This is a genomic window from Geothrix sp. PMB-07, from assembly GCF_030758935.1.
In the GTDB taxonomy this organism is placed as follows: domain Bacteria; phylum Acidobacteriota; class Holophagae; order Holophagales; family Holophagaceae; genus Geothrix.
Genome location: NZ_CP132333.1, coordinates 2,855,240 through 2,880,095, shown reverse-complemented (window position 1 = coordinate 2,880,095; position 24,856 = coordinate 2,855,240). Strand labels below are relative to the sequence as shown.

Here is a 24,856-nt window from a genome sequence, read left to right as displayed (position 1 = left end):
CACACTCCCCGGGCGTCACATTCACAGGTTGCCATGCCCCTTGCCACGACCCAACGGATCTTGCTGGTGGAGGATGAACCGGGCCTTCGGGAGGTTCTGACCCTGGCCCTGGAAGGGGCGGGCTTCTGCTGTGAAGCCGCGTCCGGCCTGGAGGAGGGCCTGCAGGCCCTGCGAGAAGCCACCTTCGACGGGGTGCTCTCCGACTTGAAGCTCAAGGATGGTTCCGGCATCGAGCTGCTCACCTGGATGAAGGAGCAGGGCCTGGAGACGCCGGTGGTCATCATGACCGCCTACGCCACCACGGAAACCACGGTGCAGGCCCTCAACCAGGGCGCGGTGGATTTCATCACCAAGCCCTTCAAGCACGACGACCTCATCGCCTCCCTCAAGGGCCTGCTGGCTACGGCCGGGCCCGAGTCCACGCCGCCGCCGGATCTGGGCGAGCTGGTGGGCGTGGGGCACATCATGCGGAAGATCAACGCCCTCATCGGCAAGGTGTCCCGGGCTGACACCACGGTGTTGCTCATGGGGGAAAGCGGCACGGGCAAGGAAGTGGTGGCCCGGCTCATCCACCGTCATTCGGACCGCGCCAAGGGCCCCTTTGTGGCCGTGAACTGCGGGGCGCTGCCAGAGGCCCTGCTGGAAAGTGAGCTGTTCGGTTTCGAGAAGGGCGCTTTCACGGGTGCCACGGCGATGAAGCGGGGCCTGTTTGAAGAGGCTGGTGGCGGCATCCTCTTCCTCGACGAGATCGGCGAAATGCCCCTGGCCCTCCAGGTGAAGCTGCTGCGGGTGCTGCAGGAGCGCCGGGTGCGGCGCCTGGGCGCCACCGAGGAACGGCCCATGGATGTGCGCGTCATCGCCGCCACCAACCGCGACCTGCGGGCCCGAGCCGAATCCGGGGCCTTCCGGGAGGATCTCTACTACCGCATCAACATCCTCCAGATCGAGATGCCGCCGTTGCGAGAACGGCCCGAGGACCTGCCGGTGCTGGCGGAGCACTTCATCCGCCGTTCCTGTCACAAGCTGGGCAAACCGCCCATGCAGCTGCACCCGGAAACCATGGCCCAGCTGCTCACCTACCGCTTCCCCGGCAACGTGCGGGAGCTGGAGAACCTCATGGAGCGCTGTGTGGCGCTCAATCCTGGCGGCCCCATCACCCGGGACCTGCTGCCCGAGGGCTTTGGCCAGAGCAGCACCCCGGAAGGCGGGCCCCCGCCTGCGCCCCTAGGGATCCCCGCCGAAGGCTTTGATCTGGAAGCCTGGATCCAGGCGCTCAAGGGGCATTTCCTGCGCAAGGCCCTGGACGAGGTGGGCGGCGTCAAGACCAAGGCAGGCAAGCGCCTCGGCATGAGCTTCCGGGCCTACCGCTACTGGCTGGCCGAACTGGGCGGCCTGGAGGCCCTGCAGGCTGATTTCCCCTGGCCGGCAGATTTCCCCGCTCCGGTGGTGGACGAAAGCGGGGGAACCGAAGGGCCCAAGGAGGCATGATGCCCATGAATGCTTGCTTTTCCGGCCATTTCTGGCACACTGATCCGCTCGGATGCGACCCCTCCGAGCCCTCATCCCGGACCCCTCCCATGACCCCGACCGCCGCCCGACGCAAGACCCAAGGCTTCTCGCTGCTGGAATTGCTGGTGGCCATGATGATCATTGCCGTGATCGCCACCCTGGGCTTCAGCCAGTATCGTAAACATTCTGCCCAGGCCAACTACCTCAAGGCCCAGGACGACCTCAAGATCGTGGGCGAGGGGCTCGACCAGTACTACCTCAAGCACAACGCCTACCCGGATTTCGGCAGCTATGACGCCATGATCGAGGCCAATTCCCCCCTGGTGAAAGAGAACCTCATCAAGGTGGGCATGTCCGCCACGGACCCTTTCAAGCAGCCCTATGAGGGGCGTTCCTCCCGCAACACCTACGAGCTGCGCTGCGCAGGGGACCCCTCCAACCCCGATGACGCGGGGCCGATCGTGCGCAACCCCACCGGCTTCATCACGAACACCGCCCCCAAGGGTGAGCCTGCCGGGGACGCCGGAGCCAAGAAGTGATCGATCTCCACAAGCTGCCCCCCGAGGGCATCCGTCAGACTGGCACCACTGAGAAGCTGGAACTGGAGGGGGATGTGTCCCTCCGCGACCTGGCCTGGTCCGTGTTCGTGCTGCCTTCAGACGGCGACATCTTCCTCGAAGTGAAGGGCCAGGCCCTCTGGCAGGGCTGCTGCAGCCGCTGCCTCGCGCCCCTGGACCGTCCCCTGCTGGTCGAAAGCCAGTTCCTGGGCAGCAAGGACGCTGACCTGGTGGGTCGCGGCTCCCACGCGCTGGGATCGCAGGATCTCGACGTGGTATTCCTGCCCGAGGACAGCCTCGACGAGGCCGAGCTGGTGCGCGAGCAGTTTGAATTGCAGGCTCCCATGCACCCGCTGTGTGCGGAGGACTGCAAGGGGCTTTGCCCCAACTGTGGCAAGAACTGGAACAAGGGACTCTGCCACTGCCGCCCCGAAGCCGATCAGATTCCATCGGCACTCAATCGGGCCCTCACCAAGGCCCTGGCAGGAATCAAGCTGGACCCGGAATCCTGAACCCTTTAACCTGGAACATTGTGTTCTTTCGTTTTTACTCCTAGGAGCAAGCCATGCCGAATCCCAAGCGCCGCCATTCCAAGGCCCGCCGCGACCGCCGGCGCACCCATGATTCGCTGGAAGTCATGAGCGCCAGCACCTGCCCCAACTGCCAGACCCCCAAGCTGCCGCACCGCGTCTGCCCCAGCTGCGGTTTCTACCGCGGCAAGCTGGCCGTCCGCGTTTCCGCGACCGCCTAGGGCCTTTGAGGGTGGATATCCACCATCACATCGCACTGGATGTCATGGGGGGCGACCATGCCCCCCATGCCACCTTGCAGGGTGCCCGGGAGGCCCTTGAGGCCTGGCCCGGGCTCTACCTGTACCTGGTGGGCGACGAGGCGGTCATTTCGCCCCTGCTGACCAAATATGGCTTTACGGCCGGGCTGCTGGCCCGGGCTGGCGTGGTGCATGCCTCGCAGACCGTGGTCATGGAGGACAAGGCCACCAGCATCCTGAAGGAAAAGAAGGACAGTTCCATCCGCGTCGCCGCCCAGCTCGTGCGAGAGGGGCAGGCCCACGGCGTGGTGTCCATGGGGCACACGGGGGCCGCCATGGTGGCCTCGAGCCTGGTCATCGGCAAGCTGGATGGCGTAGATCGTCCGGCCCTTGCCAGTGTGCTGCCCAACATGAAGGGCCGCCCCACCGTCCTGCTGGATGTGGGTGCCAACGTGGATTGCCGGGCCGAGCACATCGCCCAGTTCGCGGTCATGGGCTCCGTCTACGCCGAGCAGGTGCTGGGCCTCGAACGGCCCCGCGTCGGCATCCTCAGTGTGGGCGAAGAGGACGGTAAAGGCACGGACGTGACCAAGGAAGCATCGGCCATGCTCCGCCAGCTGGAAATCCGCTTCGAGGGCAATGCCGAAGGCCGGGACATCTGGAACGGTAACTTCGACGTCATCGCCTGCGACGGCTTCGTGGGCAACGTGGTGCTCAAATCCAGCGAAGCGCTGGCGGAGGGCATCCTCTCCGGCCTGCGCGACAGCTTCATGGAAAGCGCCATCACCAAGTTTGCCGGCCTGCTCGCCAAGCCAGCCATGAAGCGCTTCAAGAAGAAGCTCGACTACGCAGAGTACGGCGGGGCACCCCTGCTGGGCGTCAAGGGGGTGAGCATCATCGGCCACGGCCGCAGCGATGCCAAAGCCGTTCGCAACGCCATCCGCGCTGCCTTGCGGGCCGCCGAACACCGGCTGAACGAGCGCATCCAGGAGCGAGTGGCGCTGCTGCTCCCGCAAGATTGATTTTCAGCCACGGATGAACACGGATGAACACGGATGCGGTTTGATCTGAGTTCATCCGTGTTCATCTGTGGCTACCTTTTTTGAGGTGTTTATGAGCAAAGTGGCGTGGCTATTCCCGGGTCAGGGTTCGCAGGCGGTGGGCATGGGGGTGGCGCTGGCGCAGGCTGAGCCTGCGGCCCAGGTGGTGCTCAAGGAGGCCGACGCGGCGCTGGGCTTCTCCCTCTCGCAGCTCATGGCCGAGGGGCCCGAAGAGACCCTCAAGCTGACTGAGCACACCCAGCCCGCCATCCTCACCCACAGCCTCATGGTGGTGCGGGCCTATGCGCAGCGCCTGCCCAAGCCCGACTTCGCCGCGGGGCATTCCCTCGGTGAGTACAGCGCCCTGGTGGCCCTGGGTGTTCTCGACTTTACCGATGCGGTGCGCACCGTGCGCGAGCGCGGCCGGGCCATGCAGGTGGCCGTGCCCGTGGGGGTGGGCGCCATGGCCGCTCTGCTGGGCATGAGCCTGGCCGATGTGGAAGCCAGCTGCGCGGAAGCGGCTGCGAGCACGGGCAGGATCGTCGTCCCCGCCAACTTCAACGGCCCTGGCCAGATTGTCATTGCGGGCCACACCGAGGCCGTGGAGGCCGCGCTGGAAGCGGCCAAGACGCGCGGCGGCCGCAAGGCCCTGAAGCTGCCTGTGAGCGCCCCCTTCCATTCGCCCCTCATGGAACCCGCCAAGACGCACATGGAACCGATCCTGCGCGAGCTGGCCTTCCGTGCCCCCATCTGTCCCCTGGTGAACAACGTGGACGCCCAGGCTGTTTCTGATCCCGAGGCCCTGCGCGATGGCCTGGTAAGGCAGATCCCCGGCGCGGTCCGCTGGCAGGCCACTTTGGATCTGCTGCTGGACGAAGGGGTCACCACCTTCCTGGAGTTGGGCCCCGGCAAGGTGCTGGCGGGCCTTGTGAAGCGGCAGGCCAAGGAGCGGGGCCTCGAGGTGACGGCACTCAGCTTCGGCACGCCAGAGGACTTGGCTCAGCTGGGCTGATTTGATCTGAATGCCATGGAAGGGGGCTTCATCGAAAGCCCAGCCAGGGCATGGCAAGAAAGCGGCAGATGCACGCCCAGAGCCCACTCGCACGGGCCTGCACTGGGCAAAGTGTGATGAATGCCAACCTTCGGGTCGGCTAGGGTAAACAGATCGCCACGACCTGTTTCTGTGTGCGGTCCCGTGTGCGGGAGATCGGGCTGAGTCGCAGTCCGGCCGCCCCTCATCCACTCCCTTCCGGAGGTGCCTCATGCGCAAGGATCTCGTCTTTGGAATGGCAGGTTCAGGAGGAGACGGCATCGTTTCCGCCGGTGACTCGCTGCTCCAGGCCGCTGCCGCCGAGGGGTATCACGGCGTCATGACCAAGAGCTTCGGCTCGCAGATCCGCGGCGGTGAATCCTCCTGCCGCGTGCGCATCAGCACCTCGCCGATCCTCAACCCCGGCGGCAACCTGGATGTGGCCGTGGCCCTGAACTGGGAGGACTTCCTCAAGTTCGGCGCCGAGCTGCCCGTCAGCGGCAACACCGTGGTGATCTACGAGGCCGCCACCAACATCCCGGTGGAGCAGATTCCCCTCGTGGGCGTGACGCCCCTGCAGGTCATCGCGGTGCCCATCGCCGCCATGGCCAAGGAAACGGCGGGCACCGAGCGCGCCAAGAACACGGTGGTGCTGGGCCTCATCGCCGGCTGGTTCGGTATCGGGGCCGTGGCGGTGATGAAGGGCATCCGGAAGAAACTGGCCAAGAAAGGTGAGGAGCTGGTGGAAGCCAACCAGCGCGCCTTCGACGCGGGCCGGGCCTTCGCGATGGAACACCCGCTCAAGGTGAGCATGGCGGTGGAACCCTCGGAGACCAAGGGCCAGGTGAAGCTGATCACCGATGGCAACGACATGTGCGCCGCAGCCGCCATCTTCGCCGGGTGCCAGTTCTTCGGCGGCTACCCCATCACGCCCTCCACCGAGATCATGCAGTTCTTCACGGATCAGGTCTGGAAGTACGGCGGCGCGGTGCTGCAGGCCGAAGATGAGATCGCGGGCATTGGCGCGGCCGTCGGCGCATCTTTCGCCGGCAAGAAATCCATGACCGCCACCAGCGGCCCCGGCCTCTCCCTGAAGTCCGAGATGATGGGCCTGGCCAGCATCGCTGAACTGCCCCTGGTCATCGTGGATGTGCAGCGCGGCGGTCCCTCCACGGGCCTCCCCACCAAGACCGAACAGTCCGATCTCTTCGCCGCGGCCTTCTCCGCGCACGGCGACGTGATTCGCCCGGTGCTGGCGCCCACCTCGGTGGCCGACATCTTCCGCATCACGGTCGAAGCCTTCAACATCGCCGAGTACTACCAGACGCCGGTGATCGTGCTGTCCGATCAGGAGATCGCCGCTCGCAAGGAAACGCTTGATCCCATCGACACCAGCCAGTTCAAGATCATCGACCGCCAGCGCCCCACGGCCACCGATCTGCAGGACTACAAGCGCTTCAAGCAGACCGAGAACAACATCAGCCCCATCAGCCATCCGGGCATGCTGGGCGGCACCTACCTGGCTTCGGGCATCGAGCATGTTGAATCCGGCGCGCCCACCAACAGCGGCTCCGTCCACCAGCGCATGAACGACAAGCGCACCCGGAAATTCGATCCGCTGAAGGACCGCCGCGACCTTTTCGAGGTGTTGGGCAACCCTGATGCGCCCATCGCCATGGTGGCCTGGGGCAGCGTCGCGGGCATCTGCCGCGAGGCCCTCGCCATGGCCCAGGCCAAGGGGCTCAACGTCAAGTTGCTGGTGCCCTACCTGCTCTATCCGGTGGCTGAAGGCGTCTACAACGAGTTCTTCCACTCGGTCCAGAAGGGCCTGGTCATCGAGCAGACGCACCTGGCGCAGACCTTCAAGCTGCTCCGCATGCACATCGACCTGCCCAAGGGCGTGAAGCCCCTGGCCCGCAGCGGCGCCAATCCCTTCCTGCCCGGCGAGATCGTCGCCGCCCTCCAGAATCTCCTCGCAGAGCTGCAGCGCAGCCACGAGGGCAACCTTCAGCCCCAGGAGTGAGGTCGACCATGAGCACCGGCACCTGCGAATACCAAGCGAAGGACTACAAGAGCGACCTCAAGCCCATCTGGTGCCCCGGATGCGGCGACTTCTCCGTGGTGCAGGGCATCTACCGCGCCCTGGCTGCCGTGGGCCGTCCGCCCCATGAGATCGCCTTCGTCTCGGGCATCGGCTGCTCCAGCCGCATCCCCGGTTACACCACGGCCTACGGCTTCAACAGCGTCCACGGCCGCGCCCTTCCCATCGCCCAGGGCATCAAGCTGGCCAACCCCGACCTGCTGGTGCTGGCGGCGGGCGGCGACGGCGATGGCTTCTCCATCGGCGGTGGCCACATCGCCCACCTCATCCGCCGCAACATGGACATCACCTACATCGTGATGGACAACCAGATCTATGGCCTCACCAAGGGCCAGCTCTCGCCCACCTCCCAGAAGGGGCGCATCACCTGCACGTCGAAGTACGGCAGCCTGGAAGAGCCTGTGAATCCGCTGCTCTACGTGCTGGCCTACGGCGCGGGCTTCGTGGCCCAGGCCTCGCCCACGGACCTGGCGGGCATGGCTGCTGTCATCGAGGAGGCCATCCGCTACCCCGGCTTCGCCTTTGTGAACATCCAGTCCCCCTGCGTCACCTACGGCGAGGAAGGACAGCAGATCAAGGGGTTGAAGGCCATCCAGGAATCCCTGGCCAGCCTGGGGCACAACCCCGCAGACCGCCTGGCGGCCATGGACCTCGCTCAGCAGTACGGCGAAAAAATGCATTTGGGCGTGTTCTACCGGAACCCCGAACCGCCGCCCACTTACGGTGATCTGGTGAAGGAACGCCAGGCCGCGCTGTCCAAGGATGCCCTCCCCAAGGAGCGCATCCTGGACCTCTTCATCAAAAAGTAGGAGGTCCCATGGCCATCCACGGCATCGATTTCGCCAACCTTTCCCTTCAGGATGCCCTCGATCTGGCCATCCTGATCGAGGATGAGGCCCAGGAGCGCTACGAGGAATTCGCCGCGCAGATGGAGCAGCACCGCACGCCAGAGGCCGCCAGGTTCTTCCGCTACATGGTGGAGAACGAGGCCAAGCACGCCCGCGAGCTGACGGCCCGCCGCGTCCACCGCTTTGGAGACGCACCCCGCACCGTCACCCGCGCCATGATCTTCGATGTGGAGGCGCCGGACTACGATGCTGCCCGCGCCTTCATGAGCCCGCGCAAGGCCATGGAAGCCGCCCTGGCCTCTGAGCTGAAGGCCCACGCCTTCTTCGTGTCCTCCCTGGCCACACTGAAGGACCCCGAAGTCCGCGCCCTCTTCGAGGATCTGCGCGACGAGGAGTTGGAGCACCAGCAGCTGGTCCAGGCGGAACTGTACAAGCTGCGCCCCGAAACGGGTCTCTCCGACGAAGACTTCGTGGACGAGCCCGCAGCGCAGTAGTTTTTGAGCAAGCAGCATCAAAGAAAGGCGCCTCGCTTGGGAGGCGCCTTTCTTTGGTAGTGCCTTCGTTAAAAGGAGATGCCGGTGCCAATGAACAGGCGCAAGTCCTTCCCGATGGCATCCGGAACAGGGTTTCCCGCTCGGTGCGTGATTCGGAGGCCATGAATGTTCTCGGGGACTTCGTTGCTGAGGAAGGCGCAGGTATCCAGGCGCCATTCAATGCCCTTGTAGACCAAGCGATTGGAGAAACGAAGGGAGGGCTCAGCCGAAGGAGATGTCTCCCCTGCCAGAAAGGGACGAAAGTCCCGCCATTCAAGCCGAACCAGATTCTGTTGTGGAAAGGGCTCCGGAACTGGCGCGCTGGATGGCAGCCCCGTGGTGGCGAGGGTTTGGGCACCTACGGGCAGAGCCAGCAGCAATGCGACAGCGAGAATGGACATGCGAGGCATCGGGGAGGTCGCTTTCAGGGGTGGGGTGAGGCGCTGCCAGGGGGGTGGGCACCCCGAATACCCCCATCTTCGGCCGCCGGGGCTCCAAAGATAAGATCCACTTTGTGACTTTTACCGATGGTCCACTCGGTTTCTGAGACCCGGTGCTTGGCCCTAATCGATGGCGATGGGTCCGGTGGCGCGGCTCTTCCGCATGAGGAAGATCAGGGGGAAGAGGGTGAAGCAGAGCACGCCCATGAACCAGAAGGTATCCGCGAAGGCCATCATGCTGGATTGCTTCACCACGGTGCCGTAGGCCGCGCCCTGGGCCAGGTGGCCCGCATCCGTGGGCGACAGGCCTCCGCGCACCACGCCCAGCTGGGTGGCCCGGTCCAGGAAGCCCTGGTAGGCCGGATCTCCCGGGGTGAGGTGCCCCACCAGATTGGCCTGATGGAACTGGGAACGCCGGGCCAGCATGGTGGTGGCGAGGGCGATGCCCGTGCTGCCGCCGATGTTGCGCACCAGGTTCATGAGGCCCGCGGCGTAGGCCGTCTTCTCGTGGGGAATGTGCTGGAAGGCGGACACGTTGATGGGAATGAACAGGAAGGCGAAGCCCAGACTCTGCACCACGCGGGACCACATGGCCGTCTGGAAATCCACCTGCAGGTTGAAGCCGGCCATCTGTATCAGCCCCAGGCCGCAGAAGAAGAAGCCCACGCCGATGAGCCAGCGGGTGTCGGTCTTTTTCAGCAGCATGGCCACCACCGGCATCATGAACATGATGGCCAGGCCGCCTGGGCTCAGCACCCAGCCGCTGAGCAGGGCCGTGTAGCCCAGCAGGGTCTGCAGAAAGATGGGCAGCAGGGCCAGACTGCCGTAAAGCACGAAGCCCAGCACGAAGAGCATGAGAATGGCCACCGCGAAGGTGCGGTCCTTCAAGAGGCGAAGGTCGACGATGGGACGGCTCTTCTGGAGTTCGTGGTAGATGGCATAGCCCAGGGCCAGCACGGCCACCACGGCGAAGAAGACGATGAAGTTCGAGCTGAACCAGTCCTTGCGTTGGCCTTCGTCGAGCACGATCTCCAGGGCCGCCAGGCCCAGGGTGATGACGCCGATGCCCAGGTAGTCGAAACGGGCGCCCTCCTTGAGGGAGATGCGGTGGAAGGTGGGCGGATCCTGCACCAGCGCGCTGGTGAGGGAGAAGGACAGGAAGCCCACGGGGATGTTGATGAGGAAGATCCAATTCCAGCTGAAGTTGTCCGTGATCCAACCGCCCAGCACGGGGCCGATGATGGGGGCCAGCACCACGCCCATGCCGTAGACGGCCATGGCGGCACCGCGCTTGGCCGCGGGGAAGGTCTCCACCAGGATGGCCTGCGAGATGGGTTGGAGGCCGCCGCCACCGAGGCCCTGGAGCACGCGGAAGAAGATCAGCCAGCCCAAGCTGGGCGCGATGCCGCAGAGGAACGAAGCCACCGTGAAGATGGTCACGCAGGTGAGGTAGAACCGCTTCCGGCCCATGAGGCTGGAGAAGTAGCCGCCCAGAGGCAGCACCACGGCATTGGCCACCAGATACGAGGTGAGCACCCAGGTGGTCTCCTCCACCGTGGCCGAGAGGTGGCCCGCGATGTGGGGCAGGGCCACATTGGCCACGCTGGTGTCGAGGACCTCCATGAAGGTCGCGATCATCACCGTGAGCGCGATGACCCAGGGGTTGATATGACGGTGGGTCATGGCAAGAAGACCTGGTCCACAGATTCCACAGATGTCACAGATTCAGAAAACACTTTGTTCCTCCCACCCCCGATACCCATCCTTGGAATCTGTGTAAATCTGCGCAATCTGTGGATCAAGCTTTTCTCGTTCATTCGACGATGACCGTGGCTTCGACGTTCATGCCGGGGCGGAGGATGACTTTTTTGGCTTCCTCTTCATCGATGCGGATCTTCACGGGGATGCGCTGCACCACCTTCACGAAGTTGCCCACGGCGTTTTCGGGGGGCATGAGGCTCATGCGCGAGCCTGTGGAGCCGGAAATGGAATCCACGTGGCCCTTGAGCACCAGGCCGTTCATGTCGACCTTGATCTCGGCTTCCTGGCCGGGCTTCATGCGCGCCAGCTGGGTTTCCTTGAAGTTGGCGGTCACCCAGGTGCGGTGCAGGGGAATGATGGTGAGCAGGCCCTGGCCGGGCTGGATGGTCTGGCCCGCCTCCACGAGCTTGCGGGTGACCACGCCATCCACGGGGGCCACGATGCTGGTGTAGCCCAGCTGGAGGTCGAGGCCGCTCTGGCTGGCGCGGGCGGTGTCCACCTGGGCCTTGGCTGCGGCCAGCCGGGCTTCGGCGGCACCCACGGCGACCTTGCGGATGTCGGCCTCGCGCTGGAGGGAGGCCAGGCGCTGCTGGGCGGCACGCCACTCACTGTCAGCGACCTCGGCTTGGGTGCGGAAGCCGTCGAACTGCAGGGCGGAGATCTCTTCCCGCTCGGCCAGGGGCTTCATGCGCTGCAAGTCGGTCTTGGCCTTGTCGAGGCTGGCCTTCTTGGCATCCACGTTGGCCTTGGCGGTCTCGATGTCCGAATTGCGGGCCTGTTGGTAGGCCACCTGGGCGCGTTCCAGATCGGCGCGCGCGCCTTCCACCTGGGCCAGAGCCTGGGCGTAGGAGCCCTTGGTCTGGTCAAGCCGGGCCTGGATGTCGCGGGGGTCCACCGCAACGAGGGGGTCACCGGCCTTCACGGTCTGGTTGTCTTCCACCAGCACCTTTTCCACGGTGCCGTAGACGCGGCAGGACACAGGCACCAGATGGCCGTCCACCTGGGCATCGTCCGTGCTCATGCGGTTGCGGGAGTGGAACCACATGCCCGCGGCGATGAGCAGCACGACGGGTGCGCCGATCTTCAGGGCCAGCATGGCCTTGCCGGATTCGGGGGCGCCGGAGGTGGAAGGGACGGGCTGACCAACGGCTTCTTGTGTTTCTGGGGCTTCTTGATTCATCGGAGTCTCCAACGGGGCGAAAAAGGTTCTGGGTCGTGGATTGGGTACAGCGGAAGTGGGCCGGATCAGGCTCAGTTGGCAGGAGCCGGTTGGTTGCCTTGGAGCAGATACATGCCTTCGAGCTGGCCCGTGGCCCGCGCCAGATCCGCGCGGGACTGGTTCAGGCGGTAGAGGGCGCTGATCTGGTTGTCATTGGCCTTGGCCAGCTCATCCTGGGCGTTGATCACTTCGATGTTGTTGCTGACGCCCGCCTCGAAGCGATGCCGGGCCTGGCTCAGGGCCTCCGTGGAGAGAGTCACGGCCAGGTTGGCCACGTCCACCTCGTGCGCAGCGGCATCCAGTTCCGCCTGGGCCACCTGGATCTCGTAGCCCACCTGGGAGCGGACTTCGCGGCGGGCTTCCTGCACCCGGCTCTGCTCGGACTTGGCCCTGGAGACCTGAGCGGACACCAGGCCCCCGGTGAAGAGCGGCACCCGCAGGCCCAGGGTGACCTGGTAGGTGTGGGTGGAGGGATGGGATTCCAGGCCCGCGGAGCCATAGAAGCCGGAGGCCACCAGGGTGGGCAGCCGCAGGGCCTGGGCGGCTTCGCGCATGTTCACGGCGGCTTTCTCCCGGGCCTCCAGCGCCGCCAGTTCCGGGCGCTGGGCCAGGCTGGCGGTGAAGCTCTCCTGGAAGCCCGCCACCGGCAAAGTGGGCGCGGCCAGGGAGTCCGACAGCTCGATGCGGGTGCCGGGTTCCAGGCTCAGGGCCCGTCCCAGGCCCGCCAGGGCGGTGGCGCGCTGGGTTTGCGCCTGAATGAGCCGCTGCCGCTCTGTTTGCAACTGCACCTGGGAGCGCAGGGTGTCGAGCTTGGTGCCCACGCCCTGCTTCTGCTGGTTTTCCGCGAGCTTGGCCAGGGCTTCGGCCAGTTCCACGCGGGATTCACCGGCCTGTACCGAGGCGGCAGCGCGCAGGGCGCGCAGATACTGGCCCACCACGATGGCGGCGACTTCTTCCCGGACGGCGCGGCCCTGGGCCTGGGCCGAAGCCTCGCCGTGCTGCGAAGCCCGCCACTTCTTCCAGAGGCTCAGGTCGAAGAGGGAGACTTGAGCCTCCAGTCCCATCCGGCTCCAGTTGTAGGGGCCCACTTCCTGGGGGAAGCCGGGAACGGACATGCCCATCTGGGCTTCCAGGTTGTATTTGTTCCGCTGCCCCAGGGCCTCGGCGGCGACGGTGGGCATGAGGGCAGCCGCGGCGAAGCGGCGGTCATCGCCGCTTTCCGCGATGGCCAGCAGCGACTGATGCACGCGGGGGTTCTGCTCCAGAGCGGTGCGGATGGCCTGGGCCAGGCTCAACGACACCGTGCGGGCCGGGGCCGGCGCCGTGCTGGGGGCTTGCGCTTGCACCGGGCAAGGGCAGAGAAGGGCGAAGAGGGGGGCAGCGAGGGCCAGGGGCGACTGACGAAGCATGGGGGCCTTCCTAGGACGGGGTTCTGCGCGGGATGAATGAAGGTGCTGCGTCTGGGTGAAATCGGCTCGGGGCTGCAGGCTCAGGAGGAACCGCAGCCGCCGGGGGCCTGGGAAAGCTGCTCGCTGTTGGCCCGCATCCGGTTGAGGAAATCCTTGAAGAGGTCCAATTCCTGGTGGCTGAATCCCTGAAGGTGCGCGTTCAGGACTTTCACCGCCACCGGAGGCAATTGGGGGTGCAACTCCTGGCCGGCTTCCGTGAGCTCCAGGTGGATGAGGCGGCGATCCTTGCAACTCCGGACCCGGCGGATCAGGCCCTTCTCCTCCAGGCGGTCCAGCATGCGGGTCATGGAGCCGGTGTCGTAGCGGCTGAAGCGGCAGAGTTCGGCGGCGGTGGAACCGCAACCGCGGGCGATGCGCATGAGGATGACCCACTGGGCGCCGGTGATGCCCATGCCGGTCATCTCGTCGTCGAAGGCCGCCAGCAGCCGCCCCGACACCTCGGCAATGAGGCGCCCGATGCTGTCCTCCTGGTTGTAGTTTTCGGAGGTGTAGAGCGGCTCGCCTTCCTGGGGCTGCGTGGTCATGTTGAGACTTTCAAGTTAAATGCCTAAGCAATCACTGCCGTGACAGCAATATTAAAGGGCAGGATCGATGCCTGTCAAGCAGCGGCGCGAGGCGCCCTGGAAGGGTCGAAGTCGGAGGTTCTTTGATTTAATATTTTGAAAATTTTCAAAATGTCTTATCTTGAAACCGGAGACCTGCGATGGAGATGCGCTCCCTGGTGTTCAAGGCCCTGGCCGACCCCACCCGTCGGAGCATCCTCGACCGGTTGCGCGAGGGCGATTTGAGTGCGGGGGAAATCGCCGAAGCCTACGAGATCGGCAAGGCGAGCATCTCGCACCACCTGAACCTGCTCAAGCACGCGGGGCTGGTGCGCTGCCGCCGGCAGGGGCAGCAGCAGATCTACACGCTCCACACCACGGTATTCCAGGAGGCCCTCCAATGGCTGCTGGCGTTTTCAAAGTGACGGCGGAGGATCCCTCCTCCGAAGGGCGCCGCGAGGTTTGGCGGGAATGGCCGTCCTGGGTGCTGCTCGGGGGACTTTGGGGGTTCAGCCTCTGGGCCATGGGCCGCCTGCCTGCGCGCACACCCATCCACTGGAACCTCCATGGCGAAATCGACGGTTGGGGCTCTCCTCTGATGGCTGCGCTGATGCTGCCACTCATCGCGACCCTGACCTACCTGATCATCCTGGCCTATGACTGGGGGCGCATGGACTTCAAGGCGGCGCGAGCCATGTCGGCGGCCACCACCCGCCAGATCCGCCTCCTCGTGCTGCTGCTCATGGCCGGCCTCCAGGGTCTCATCCTCCGCGCATCACTAAGCGGAGGCATGCTGCGCTCGGGCTGGATCCTGCTGGTGATCTTTCTGTTCTTCATCTTCTTCGGCAACCTCATGCCTCGGCTGGAACCCAATGCCTGGGCGGGCATCCGCATTCCGCCCACCCTGGAGAACCGGGAAGTCTGGAAGCGCACTCACCGGTTGGGCGGTCACTGGTTCATGGCCGCCGGGCTCTTGGGCATACCCATCAGCTTCCTGCCCGAACCCTACGCGAACCTTTTGAGCCTTCTCCTCATGCTTCTTCCAGTGCTGGTGGCGATGATCTATGCCTACTGGCTGCGTCACCGTTTGGATCAGCTTGTTGATCAGGACGCCACGCCCCCTCAGGAGCCCCGATGAACCGAGCCGCCTGCCTGCTCACGTTGCTTTCCCTGCCTGCCCTGACCGCCCAAGCCCAGAAGCCAGTCCAAGCCCCAGCTGTGGCCGTTCAGGCGGGCCGCTGGGAAGGCGCGCTCCAACTGCCCGGTGGGAACCTCAATCTGATCGTAGATCTCTGGAACGTTGGCGATGCCTGGCAAGGCGTCATCTCCGTGCCGGCTCAGGGACTGAAGCTGCACGCGCTCGCCAAGGTTGGCGTGGAGGGAGGTCGGCTGAGCTTCACCCTTGCCGGCATCCCCGGCGAACCTTGCTTCGATGGGGTGCTGGGCCCGGATGGGGCCACGGCGAGTGGAACCTTCGCCCAAGGGGGCGCCCAGCTGCCTCTGAGCCTGCGACGCACCGGCGACTCGCCTGCAGAAGCCCGCGCATCCGCCGGAGCCAGGGGGCCCGCGGCACTGCGCAGCGGCGAACGGGTGCTGCACTTCCCCGGCTTCAACGGCTTTCCCTTGAACGGCACCGTCCTCGCCGGAGGCGCCCACGGCTACTTCGCGGTGATGGTGGCGGGATCAGGCCCCACGGACCGCGACTGGTCCAATCCCCTGATTCCCATGCCCAGCCATGGTGGCCGCGACCTGGCCGTTTGGCTGCAGGCCCAGGGCCTGGGCAGCCTCCGTTACGACAAGCGTTTCATCGGCGCCAAGGATCCCAAGCTCGACATCTCGCTCGACGCCCAGGTGGGGGACATTCGCGCGGCCTTGAAGGCGGCCCGAACCCTCCCCGAGGCCAAGGGCAAGAAGCTGCTGCTGCTGGGCCACAGCGAGGGCGCGCTGTTGTCGCTGCTGGCGGCCAGCGAGGCCGATGCGGCCCTGCTGCTGGCCTTGCCGGGCCTCAGCATGGGCAGGCTCATCGTGGCCCAAGTGAAAGGACAGTTGGCGGCAGCGCAGGCGCCCACTGATGTCACCGCCTCGAACCTGGCCTATCTGGAGGCGGCGCTGGACGCCATCCGCAAGAACCAGGAGTTGGACCGCGACGCCACGGGCATCGCCCCCGGCGTGGTGAGCCTGGCCAAGGGGCTGGCCCGCCCCGAAAGCCGCGGCTTCGTGCGCGACCTGCTTGACCTGGATCCCTGGGGCGCCGCCCAGCGCCTGCCCATCCCCTGTGCCGTGGCCTGGGGCGACCGGGATGTGCAGACCTGGAAACCCGACATCCTGCCTGCGGATTTCAAAGGCGCCGTGATTGAGATCCCAGGCGCGAACCACCTCTTCAAGCGGGAAACCCGCGCGAAAGCGGGCCTTTCAGGGGCCGAAGCCATGAGTACCTACGGCGACAGCACACCCCTGGCGGACCTCACGCCCTTGGCTCAGTGGCTGAAGGAGCTGCGATAGGGAGTTCAAGGCTGAAAAGAGGAGCACGGAGGGCACAGAAATCCCAAAGAAGACACAGAGGCCAAAGCAGGCCATGAGGCTTTTCGTTCTCTGTGTCCTCGGTGGCGCTCTGCGTCCTCTGCGTTCCTGTTTTCCATGAAGGGATTACTTCTCCTTGGTGGGCGGTGCGATGAACAAGGTGTGGATGCCGCCGTGGTGGGAGGCCATGCCAGTGAGTGTGAGCGTCTGGGCCATCCGTTCGCTGAGGTAGGCGGCCAGGCTGGCTTTGCCATCGCGCCGGGGATGGTGCGGTTCGGGCATGAGGATGTAGAGCGTGCCGTCCGCCGTGAGCAGGCCCGCGGGCGAACCGGAGGCGACGCAGCTGGCGCCGCAGGCCTTGTGGGCTTCGCCGCGCTTGCCGAGCTGGGTGTAGCAGGAGACATCCACCACCTCACCCGTGAGGGTGAGGGGCTTGGCATCGGCGAGCACCTTTTTGTTCGCCTCGGTGGCCGCGGCCTCCAGGGTGGTGGCGGACCAGGCGGGCGCCTGGGGTGTGGGAGCTTGGAGGCATAACAGGCAGGCAAGCAATATCATGATTGCTCCTTGGAAAAGACCTTCAAAGTAGGCCCGCATAAGGAGAATGGCAAGCGCGGCGCACGAAGGGAAGGTGGCCAGATCAAGGTTCACCAAAAAGGGTCCCGGAACCTTCCGTGTGATCCTTGCGCACGCAGTCGCCGTGGTGGTCGCCGTTCCGGGCCCGGGCCCGGTGCTGGAGCGGCTGCGCGGCGCGGTGCGCCCTGGGCGGCTAGACTGGATCTTCATCCTTTCGGAGGTTCCATGTTCCGTCTCGACGGCAAGATCGCCCTCGTCACCGGCGCCAGCCAGGGCATCGGCGAAGCCATCGCCAAGCAGCTGGCCGCCCAGGGCGCCACGGTGGTGTGCGCCGCCCGGACGTTGACCAAACTGCAGGCCGTGGCCGACGCCATTCGTGCCGCGGGCGGAACGTCCGACGTGATCGAGGCCGATCTCAGCGACGGCGCGTCTGTGCGTTCAGCCATCGCCACCACGATCGAGCGTCATGGCGCCCTGCACATCCTGGTGAACAACGCGGGCATCACCCGCGACAAGCTCCTCATCCAGATGAAGGAGGAGGATTGGGATGCGGTGGTGGACACCAATCTGAAGGGTGCCTGGACGGCCATCCAGGCGGCCACCAAGCCCATGATGAAGCAGCGCTGGGGCCGCATCATCAACATCGCCTCGGTGGTGGGCCAGATGGGCAATGCGGGCCAGGCCAACTATGTGGCGGCCAAGGCGGGCCTCATCGGCCTCACCAAGTCCGTGGCGCGCGAGCTGGCCAGCCGCAACGTCACCGCCAACGCGGTCACCCCCGGCTACATCGAGACCGCCATGACTTCGAACCTGCCTGAGGATGTGAAAGCCGAATTCACCAAGCAGATCCCCTTGGGCCGCATGGGCACCGCCACCGACATCGCCTCGGCCGTGGTCTTCCTCGCCAGCGATGAGGCAAGCTACATCACGGGCCAGGTGCTGAGCGTCAATGGCGGCATGCTGATGGTCTGATGCGCGACCTGCTCGATCCGATTCGCCGCGGCTGGGCCGCCTTCCGCTTCCGGCGCCATTGGCCATGGCTCCTGCTGGCGGTGGGCCTGCTGCTGGGCCTGCCACCGACGGAAAACGGCTGCGCGCAGGCCCTAGGTTGGCTGGGCGGTCTGGTGCTGTTCTTTCGCGGGCTGCGCTGGATCTGGGTCAAGCTGCTGTTCCGCGTGTCCCGACGGCTTTGGGTGATTCTGGCCCTGATGTCCGTGCTGCCCATGCTGGCCATGGTGGTCATGCTCATGGCCCTCGGGTGGCTGGGGCTCGGCGCCCAGGTGAGCCGATCGACCCAGCAGACCCTGGTGGCCTGGGAGGAGGCGCTGAAGACGGCCAACCGCGAGCCCTCGGATGCCGCAGCCCTGCAGGCGCTGCGCACCTACGGCGGCGCCTGGATCGAGCGGACCCGCGCCCTGCCGGAGGGCGTTCCGGAAACCTTCGTCGGCATGGTGTGGGCCGACAGCCGCGACGCGGGCTCCGATGCCGATCCACAGGGCACCCGGAAGGACACCTACCTCCGGGCGGTGCGCAAGGAACCCGGTGGATATCGCATCCTTTCCCTCAACCTCGGTGTGCTCGGTGACCGGGCGCAGGCCATGGCCGGCGGCGAGGTGTCTTTCACGCTGGTCTCGCGCAAACTCCGCCGCGACGGGGAGGACACCATCACCTTCAAGGCTGGTGGCAGGGAGGCCAGCAAACCAGCACCGATCCTGGTGGGCGAGGGCGGAAACGTGGCCAGTTGGACCAAGGGGCAGGCCCTCCATGGCAGCGGCCTCTTCGCACCCTTCCACCTGCCGCCTCTGGCCTTCACCATCACGGACTGGTCCAGCGGCGAAGCCCTGGTGCTCACGGCCACGCCGGAGACGAACCTCTACGCGCTCTTTGCCGGTTTTCGCTCGGGCGAAAAACAGTCGCTTTCCGCGGATACCGTGAAGGCCATCGTGGTGGTCAGCCTGGTGCTGGTGGCCCTGGCTTCTGCGCAGGCCTTGGCGGCCGTGCTGGGCCTGGTGCTGGCCTGGTCCCTGGGCCGCGCGGTGAATGACCTTCATGGCGGCGTGAACCGCCTCAGCCTGGGCGATTTCTCCACCCGCATCCGGCTGCGCGGTCGCGATCAGGTGGCCCAGCTTTCCGCGGCCTTCAACGACATGGCCGCGCGGCTCCAGACCGCCGCCTCCGAGCGGGAGGAACGGCTCCGCATGGAAGAGGAGCTGCGCGTGGCCCGGGAAGTGCAGATGCGCCTGCTGCCGGACCTGGAAGCCCTGCGCATGCCCTCAGTGCGCGCCACCATTCTGCCTGCGCGCGAAGTGGCCGGCGACTACTACGACCTGTTCCCCCTGTTGGATGGCAGCCTGGCCTTCCTGATTCTCGATGTCAGTGGCAAGGGCACCAGCGCGGCTTTCTACGCCGCAGAAACCAAGGGCGTGCTGTCGGCCCTGGACAAGCAGGCCCTCGGCCCCGTGGATGTGGCCGACCGCCTGAACGCCATCTGGTGCCAGGGCCACGACCGCCGCCTCTTCCTCACGCTGGCCTACGGCACCTTCCATCCGCATTCGGGCCGCTACCAGTTCGTGCGGGCGGGTCACCCTTCGGCTTTCCTGCGCCACGGCGATGGCCGCGTGTCTCGCCTGCACCCTCGGGGCCTCGGTGTGGGCCTCAGCGCCAACCGTTTCCGCGAGGCGTTGGAGCTGCACGAAGGCATCCTGGAACCCGGCGGCAGCCTCATCTTCTACACGGATGGTCTGTCCGAGGCCCAGGCTCCGGACGACAGCTTCTACGGAGAAGATCGGCTGGAGGCTCTGCTGGCCCGTCCCACGGAGGATCTGCAGAACGCCATCCTTGCCGATGTGGCCACTTTCGCCCAGGGCCGACCCCTGGCCGATGACCTGACCCTGCTCATCCTGAGCCGCGGCTCAGCGTGAGAGGTCTTTCAGTTCCCGCACGATTTCCGGTGCCTGGCTGCGCGCGCCGGTGAGGGCTTTGGCAAAGAGCACCTTGGCTTCGTCCGCGCGGCCCTCGGCCCGGGCCAGGCAGGCCAGAGAGCGCAGGATGTAGGGCGTTTCCTCGGTGGAGAGAATGCGGCTGCGCTCGAGCAGGGCCTTGGCCATCCCGCGATGCCCATCGCGGGCCAGGCATTCTGCCTCGCCGGCCAGGCAGTGCGCCTCCATGACCGCATCCTTGAGCACTTCGTGGAGCGCCAGGGATTCGCGGTAGAACCCGCGGGCGGCTTCGTAGCGGCCGGCTGTGCGGTTGAGCTCGCCCAGGTTGTAGACCGCCAGGGCCTCCATGGGGCGCAGGTCGGTCTTGCGGGCCAGCTCCAGAAACTGCCGCACCAGACCCTCGGCGCGGTCCAGATCGCCCCGAGCCTGGGACACACTGGCCAGTCCCATCAGCGAGTAGACCAGGCCGTTCTGGTCACCGAGGGCTTCCCGCAGGGATTGCGCCCTTCGGAAGAAGGATTCCGCGCGATCCAGCCCGCCCTCCTGGGCCAGGGCAAGGTCGCCGAGGTTGTTGGTGAGGATCGCTTCCCCCCAGCGGTCACCGTAGCTTTTCACGGTTTCCAGGGCACCGGTGTACCGGGCTTCGGCGCCTTTGAGGTTGCCGCGCTCCTTCTCGATAACACCCAAATTGTTGAGCACCCGCGTGGCGCTCAGTTTGTCCCCCACGGCCTGGTACAGGGCCAGGGACTGCTGGTAGGCGCTCTCCGCCTCCGCGGCCTTGTGCTGGCGCTGCAGGGTCACGCCCAGGGTGGTGTGGGCCCCGGCTTCGTAATCCAGCTGACCCATGGAGCGGGCGAGGGCCAGCACCTCCTGGCACGTTTGATCCGAGGCCTCCCATTGCCCGGTGTCGCTGTATCGGACTGCGAGTTCGTGCAGTGCCTTCATTTCCATCACCCGGTTGCCCTGCGCGCGCGCAGCCCAGCGGGCCCACTGGAACACCGGCTCGGGCGGCGTGTCGCTCACCCGGCTGAGCCCACGGGCATACCACAGCACGGCCGCTGGGTAGTCAGGCGCCAGTCGCGTGGCTTCCTTGAAGGCCGGAACAGCTTCTTTGAAATCACCCTTGTCGATCAGGGCAGCCCCGCGGATATAAGCTTCCAGGGCCTTGGCGGGCAACTCTGGAACCGGGTTGCGGGCATGGGAGGCGGCGAAGGGATCCACAGCCTTGAAAAGGTCCCCGACCACTTTGCGTGCCAGGGGGATGGAGGCGGGGCCCGCAGTCAATTTCCCTCCGAGCTGGGCTCGGCCGGATTGGCGGATGGCGCCGCTGGCATCCAAGAGCTCGTAGTCCAGAAGGTAGGTCCCATCGGCATCCGTCCTCAAGCCCCCCCGCAGCAAGAGTGGAGCGCCGAGCGCGGAGGCGAGGCGTTTCAGGTCAATGGTGCTGAGGGAACCTTCCGACAGGTGCAGGGTGTTCTGGGCCCGTACCACGCTTTCCAGGTCGAGGGGCGCCAGTTTGGGGTGTTCCCGCAAACCCGCTTCCAGCATCTCCGGCAGGAGGTGGCGCAGAATCGGGTCCAGCGTCGGATCCCCAGTCAGGTTCTGGAAGGGAAGCACCGCCAGACGGGCGGGACGCTGGCGTACCAGATCCGCGATGATGCCGCGGCCCATGAACCAGTTCGCGCCGACGGCCAGTAGGGCCGCGGTGGCCACGGCGATGGCGGTCCAACGCAAGACGCTGCGGGGCCGCAGCAGGTGACCAAGCGCCTGCGCCACCCGCGCGGCCGTGGGCCGCTTGAAGGGGTGGGCATCCAGCATGGCGCGCAGCAGGTCGGCTGCGCCCGAAGGAAGGCCGCGCACCTTCAGTTCGCGGCGCGAACCCTCGATGATCGCGCGCATTCTCGCCTTGCCTTCACCGGGGAAGGGATGCTCGCCTGCCAGCAGTTCCCAGGCCACGATGCCCAGGGAGAACACATCGCTGGAAGGGCCCGCAGCCTGGCCCTGGATCTGTTCCGGAGAGGCATAGCTGGGGCTGCCCATGAAGGTGCCAGCCAGCGTGAGCTGTTCCCAACTGTGGGGCCCGGACGGCGTGCGTCGGTCTCCCTCTGCACGGCGCAGCGTGGCTTCTCCCTGCTCTGCTTCCTGCTTTCGCTCCGCCTCTTCCAGGGCTTGGAGCAGGGCGAGGTTGGGCACGGGGCTGGGCGTGATCTGGGTTTCACCGGGAGCGTGGGGATCCATGAGCCGAGCCAGGCCGAAATCCAGCACCTTCACCAGGGGCGTCTGATGCTCCCCTTTGCCGAGGGCCACCATGATGTTGCTGGGTTTCAGGTCCCGGTGGACCAACCCCTTGGCATGCGCGGCTTCCAGGGCCAGAGCCACGCTGCGGATCACCTGGAGCTTGTCCTGGAGCTTGAGCTCGGGAGCGACCAAGTCCAGCGTCTGCCCCTCCAGCAGCTCCATGGCGATGAAGGTGCCACCGGGGCCGTTCACCCAGTCGTGTACCTGGCAGACATTGGGATGGTTGAGCTGCGCCAAAGCCAGGGCCTCGCGGCGAAAGCGTTCCGGGGCGCCGTGTTCGCGCTCTTCACTGGTGCGCAGGGCCTTCAGGGCCACGCTGCGTTCCAGGGTGGGATCCCAGGCGCGATACACCTCGCCCATGCCACCCGAGCCCAGCATCCATTCCACCTGGAACCGGCCCACCTGGTCGCCGGGCTCCAGGAGCCGCCTCTCGGATGGAAGGGCAGACGCAGGCTGTGGGTCGTTGGACATGGCGCACCGGGGTCGCGTTAAACGTAACACATCGCTGCAGGCCAGGTTCTCTCTTCTCTCTGGGTGAATCAGTCGTCCAGCGTGGCCTTTCGTTCGCCATCCTTCCAGCGGAGGCGCAGCCTGGCCCCCGCAGGGAGCTGGGCGGATTCCGTGACGGGTCGGCCCTCAGGCCCGAGCGCCAGCACGAAGCCCCGCTGCAGCGGGCCTGTGGGATCCAGGCCCTGCAAGCGTTCCGCCAGCACGGCCAGCCGCTGCTCACGCCGCTGCAGCAGGCGCTGCAGGGCGGGCGTCAACCTCCGCTGGGCTTCCCGAACCCTTGGCAGATCCAGCTCACCGGCGGCCAAGGGGCCGGCATGGCGGAGCCGCTGGCGCAGGAGGGCCAGGCGGCCTGCGGCGCCGTCCAGCCCGCGGCTGGGGTGAGCCAAGGCCAGCCGTTGCGCCAGCGCAGTGAAGCGAGCGGCGAGGGGCGCCACAGGCTCGGCACGCAGGAGGCCGCGGTCGGTGAGCAGGTTCAGGTGGGTCTCCAGACCCCGAAGGCGCCAGAGGGTTTTGGCCGTGAGCGCCTCCACGCGGCGGTGCAGTTCTGAGGTGAGGGCGGCGCGGTCCGGCGTCGCCAATTCCGCGGCCTGGCTGGGGGTGGCGGCGCGGCGATCCGCGGCGAGGTCCACCAGGGTGGTGTCGATCTCATGACCCACACCAGTGATGACGGGGATCCGGCATTCCGCCACGGCCCGCACCAGTTCGGGATCGTTGAAGGCCCACAAGTCCTCCAGGCTGCCGCCGCCCCGCACGAGCAGCAGGGCCTCGCAGCCCCAGTGCGCGTCCTGGACTTCCTGAATGGCCAGCAGGGTTTCGGGTACGCAGCGGTCGCCCTGGGCGGCGGCGGGGGCGATGAGCAGATCGATGCCCGGGGCTCGGTGTGAGGTCACCTCCAGGACATCCCTCAATGCGGCGCCGCCGAGGGCGGCCACGATGCCGAGCCGCTTGGGGAAGCGGGGCAGGGGACGCTTGGGACGGTCGAAGAGGCCGCGGGCCCGCAGTTCCGCTTCCAACTGACGGAGGCGCGCCTGCAGATCGCCCACGCCCGCGGGCTCGCAGTGGGTCACGGCCAGGGTGAGGGTGCCGCCCGCCACGTAGAGGTTCAGGCTGCCCTTCAGCACCACGCGCTGCCCATCGGCGGGCCGGTGCTGGATGAAGCGCTGCTGGCTGGCCCACACCGCGCAGGACAGGGCGGCGCCTTCTTCTTTCAGGGTGAAGTACCAGTGCTTGCCCGACCCGCGGAAGTTGGAGACCTCGCCCACCACGCACACGGCGGCGAAGGCTGGTTCCAGGCGCGTCTTGATCTGCTCCAGCAGGCGCTTGACGGAAAGGGGCGCGGTTTCGGTCATCGCTTGTGGAACCGTCCGAGGCCCACCGTGAGCCCTGCGAATAGCGTGTACCGTGGCGCTCCCTGGGTGAGTCCCACATCGATGCCCCCATCCAGCACCAGCCGCTTGGACACCTTGTAGGCCACGCACCAAAGGTTGGACACGATGCGCTCATTCACGGCAGTGCCCTGGATGGCATAGAGCTCCCCGGTGAGCGACCAGACGTCGCTGAGGTTCCGGGTGATGGAAACCGTTCCGGCGGCTTGGCGCACCCGGCCACCTCCGGCATCGGCGCCCTGCCCGATCCAGGACTCCAGGAGGTTCACATCCACGTGGTAGGGGCCCGCGTCGCGGCTGAACAACAGGGTGAGCGCATCGATGGGAGCGCCATTGCCCAGGCCCTGCGCGGAAGGCGCCGTGGGGAAGGTATGGGCCACCTGGATCGCTTGATCCATGCCGAACAGGCCATCGTGGAGATAGCACCATTGAACGGCGAGGTTGAGATCGCCCAAGCCTGAGACCGTTGCCTCGCCTGCAGGTGCCAAGCGCAGGTAGCCGGGGGAGGCGATCCGGAGTTCCAGATCTTTGCTCAGGCCCAGCTTGAGGAGGGTGGGGGTTCCGAAGCTGGGGCCGTCCTCGCGGAAGGCGCTCCGCTGGAGTCCCCACTCCAGTTCGGCCACGCCGGCCTGGGTGGTGAGGGCCGGATTGGCGAAGGTGGGCCGGTTGGGGTTCACCTCGATGTCGGGATCCTCGGCCCGGAGGGCGAAGGAAAAAACCAGAAAGAGAGCCACAGGAATCTTCATGGGCTCCAGGCTAGCGGATCCTTCGGGCAGTGGGGGCTTGCGTCTTATCTTGGATCGCAGTTTTTTC

The 24,856-nt window shown here is 66.2% G+C and carries 23 protein-coding genes; 14 read left to right on the top strand and 9 right to left on the bottom strand.

Annotated features, from left to right (window positions below):
- Window positions 1-33 precede the first annotated feature (33 nt).
- The 9 genes from Q9293_RS12660 to Q9293_RS12620 all read left to right on the top strand — a co-directional run bounded on the left by Q9293_RS12660 (window position 34) and on the right by Q9293_RS12620 (window position 8,348).
- A complete protein-coding gene (locus Q9293_RS12660) occupies window positions 34-1,488 on the top strand; it encodes a sigma-54 dependent transcriptional regulator (protein ID WP_306247030.1) in 1,455 nt (484 codons plus the stop codon).
- An 89-nt stretch (window positions 1,489-1,577) separates the two neighbouring features.
- On the top strand, window positions 1,578-2,048 hold the full coding sequence (locus tag Q9293_RS12655) for a type II secretion system protein (RefSeq protein ID WP_306247028.1): 471 nt from the start codon (window positions 1,578-1,580) through the stop codon (window positions 2,046-2,048).
- Window positions 2,045-2,578, top strand: coding sequence for a DUF177 domain-containing protein (locus Q9293_RS12650; protein ID WP_306247027.1), 534 nt, complete (start codon window positions 2,045-2,047; stop codon window positions 2,576-2,578). The genes Q9293_RS12655 and Q9293_RS12650 overlap by 4 nt, the downstream gene beginning before the upstream one ends.
- 53 nt (window positions 2,579-2,631) lie before the next feature.
- On the top strand, window positions 2,632-2,817 hold the full coding sequence (rpmF, locus tag Q9293_RS12645) for a 50S ribosomal protein L32 (protein WP_306247025.1): 186 nt from the start codon (window positions 2,632-2,634) through the stop codon (window positions 2,815-2,817).
- Between the two features lie 11 nt (window positions 2,818-2,828).
- Window positions 2,829-3,857 (top strand): phosphate acyltransferase PlsX, encoded by a 1,029-nt coding sequence (plsX, locus tag Q9293_RS12640; protein ID WP_306247022.1) that lies wholly within the window; start codon window positions 2,829-2,831, stop codon window positions 3,855-3,857.
- Between the two features lie 91 nt (window positions 3,858-3,948).
- Complete coding sequence (fabD, locus tag Q9293_RS12635; RefSeq protein ID WP_306247020.1) at window positions 3,949-4,887, top strand: ACP S-malonyltransferase; 939 nt, start codon at window positions 3,949-3,951, stop codon at window positions 4,885-4,887.
- 250 nt (window positions 4,888-5,137) lie between these two features.
- Window positions 5,138-6,928, top strand: coding sequence for a 2-oxoacid:acceptor oxidoreductase subunit alpha (locus Q9293_RS12630; protein WP_306247018.1), 1,791 nt, complete (start codon window positions 5,138-5,140; stop codon window positions 6,926-6,928).
- Window positions 6,929-6,936: 8 nt separating this feature from the next.
- A complete protein-coding gene (locus Q9293_RS12625) occupies window positions 6,937-7,815 on the top strand; it encodes a 2-oxoacid:ferredoxin oxidoreductase subunit beta (protein WP_306247016.1) in 879 nt (292 codons plus the stop codon).
- Window positions 7,816-7,823: 8 nt separating this feature from the next.
- Window positions 7,824-8,348: a ferritin family protein gene (locus Q9293_RS12620; RefSeq protein ID WP_306247014.1), complete on the top strand. Its 525-nt coding sequence runs from the start codon at window positions 7,824-7,826 to the stop codon at window positions 8,346-8,348.
- Between the two features lie 68 nt (window positions 8,349-8,416).
- Here the strand turns inward: Q9293_RS12620 and Q9293_RS12615 are convergent, their stop codons facing one another.
- From Q9293_RS12615 to Q9293_RS12595, 5 genes are all read right to left on the bottom strand, one after another.
- The gene (locus Q9293_RS12615; protein ID WP_306247012.1) at window positions 8,417-8,788 is read right to left on the bottom strand and encodes a hypothetical protein; all 372 of its coding nucleotides are present in this window, start codon (window positions 8,786-8,788) and stop codon (window positions 8,417-8,419) included.
- A 162-nt stretch (window positions 8,789-8,950) separates the two neighbouring features.
- Window positions 8,951-10,510, bottom strand: a complete 1,560-nt coding sequence (locus Q9293_RS12610; protein ID WP_306247010.1) for a DHA2 family efflux MFS transporter permease subunit — start codon at window positions 10,508-10,510, stop codon at window positions 8,951-8,953.
- A gap of 130 nt (window positions 10,511-10,640) precedes the next feature.
- Window positions 10,641-11,768, bottom strand: a complete 1,128-nt coding sequence (locus tag Q9293_RS12605) for an HlyD family secretion protein (protein WP_306247008.1) — start codon at window positions 11,766-11,768, stop codon at window positions 10,641-10,643.
- Window positions 11,769-11,839: 71 nt separating this feature from the next.
- A complete protein-coding gene (locus tag Q9293_RS12600; RefSeq protein ID WP_306247006.1) occupies window positions 11,840-13,216 on the bottom strand; it encodes a TolC family protein in 1,377 nt (458 codons plus the stop codon).
- Window positions 13,217-13,296: 80 nt separating this feature from the next.
- Entirely contained in the window at window positions 13,297-13,800 is a 504-nt protein-coding gene (locus Q9293_RS12595) for a MarR family winged helix-turn-helix transcriptional regulator (RefSeq protein ID WP_306247004.1), read from the bottom strand.
- Between the two features lie 185 nt (window positions 13,801-13,985).
- On the opposite strand from Q9293_RS12595, the gene Q9293_RS12590 reads away from it, so the two are divergent.
- Genes Q9293_RS12590 through Q9293_RS12580 form a run of 3 tightly spaced genes read left to right on the top strand, consistent with a single transcriptional unit; the run spans window position 13,986 to window position 16,320 of the window.
- On the top strand, window positions 13,986-14,243 hold the full coding sequence (locus Q9293_RS12590) for an autorepressor SdpR family transcription factor (RefSeq protein WP_372342211.1): 258 nt from the start codon (window positions 13,986-13,988) through the stop codon (window positions 14,241-14,243).
- On the top strand, window positions 14,219-14,956 hold the full coding sequence (locus Q9293_RS12585) for an SdpI family protein (RefSeq protein WP_306247000.1): 738 nt from the start codon (window positions 14,219-14,221) through the stop codon (window positions 14,954-14,956). Before Q9293_RS12590 ends, Q9293_RS12585 begins: the two co-directional genes overlap by 25 nt.
- The gene (locus Q9293_RS12580; protein ID WP_306246998.1) at window positions 14,953-16,320 is read left to right on the top strand and encodes an alpha/beta hydrolase; all 1,368 of its coding nucleotides are present in this window, start codon (window positions 14,953-14,955) and stop codon (window positions 16,318-16,320) included. Before Q9293_RS12585 ends, Q9293_RS12580 begins: the two co-directional genes overlap by 4 nt.
- Before the next feature lie 144 nt (window positions 16,321-16,464).
- Here Q9293_RS12580 and Q9293_RS12575 read toward each other — a convergent pair whose 3' ends face one another.
- Window positions 16,465-16,893, bottom strand: a complete 429-nt coding sequence (locus Q9293_RS12575) for a hypothetical protein (protein WP_306246996.1) — start codon at window positions 16,891-16,893, stop codon at window positions 16,465-16,467.
- Window positions 16,894-17,136: 243 nt separating this feature from the next.
- Between Q9293_RS12575 and fabG the strand changes: the two genes are divergently transcribed.
- Together fabG and Q9293_RS12565 are read left to right on the top strand one after the other, a co-directional pair.
- A complete protein-coding gene (fabG, locus tag Q9293_RS12570; RefSeq protein WP_306246994.1) occupies window positions 17,137-17,883 on the top strand; it encodes a 3-oxoacyl-[acyl-carrier-protein] reductase in 747 nt (248 codons plus the stop codon).
- Entirely contained in the window at window positions 17,883-19,832 is a 1,950-nt protein-coding gene (locus Q9293_RS12565; protein ID WP_306246992.1) for a PP2C family protein-serine/threonine phosphatase, read from the top strand. The genes fabG and Q9293_RS12565 overlap by 1 nt, the downstream gene beginning before the upstream one ends.
- Here the strand turns inward: Q9293_RS12565 and Q9293_RS12560 are convergent.
- The 3 genes from Q9293_RS12560 to Q9293_RS12550 form a co-directional block, all read right to left on the bottom strand.
- Window positions 19,824-22,619 (bottom strand): protein kinase, encoded by a 2,796-nt coding sequence (locus Q9293_RS12560; protein ID WP_306246989.1) that lies wholly within the window; start codon window positions 22,617-22,619, stop codon window positions 19,824-19,826. The two genes, Q9293_RS12565 and Q9293_RS12560, sit on opposite strands and share 9 nt — an antisense overlap.
- Before the next feature lie 68 nt (window positions 22,620-22,687).
- The gene (gene xseA, locus Q9293_RS12555; protein ID WP_306246986.1) at window positions 22,688-24,007 is read right to left on the bottom strand and encodes an exodeoxyribonuclease VII large subunit; all 1,320 of its coding nucleotides are present in this window, start codon (window positions 24,005-24,007) and stop codon (window positions 22,688-22,690) included.
- Window positions 24,004-24,789, bottom strand: coding sequence for a hypothetical protein (locus Q9293_RS12550; protein ID WP_306246985.1), 786 nt, complete (start codon window positions 24,787-24,789; stop codon window positions 24,004-24,006). The genes xseA and Q9293_RS12550 overlap by 4 nt, the downstream gene beginning before the upstream one ends.
- Between the last annotated feature and the right edge of the window lie 67 nt (window positions 24,790-24,856).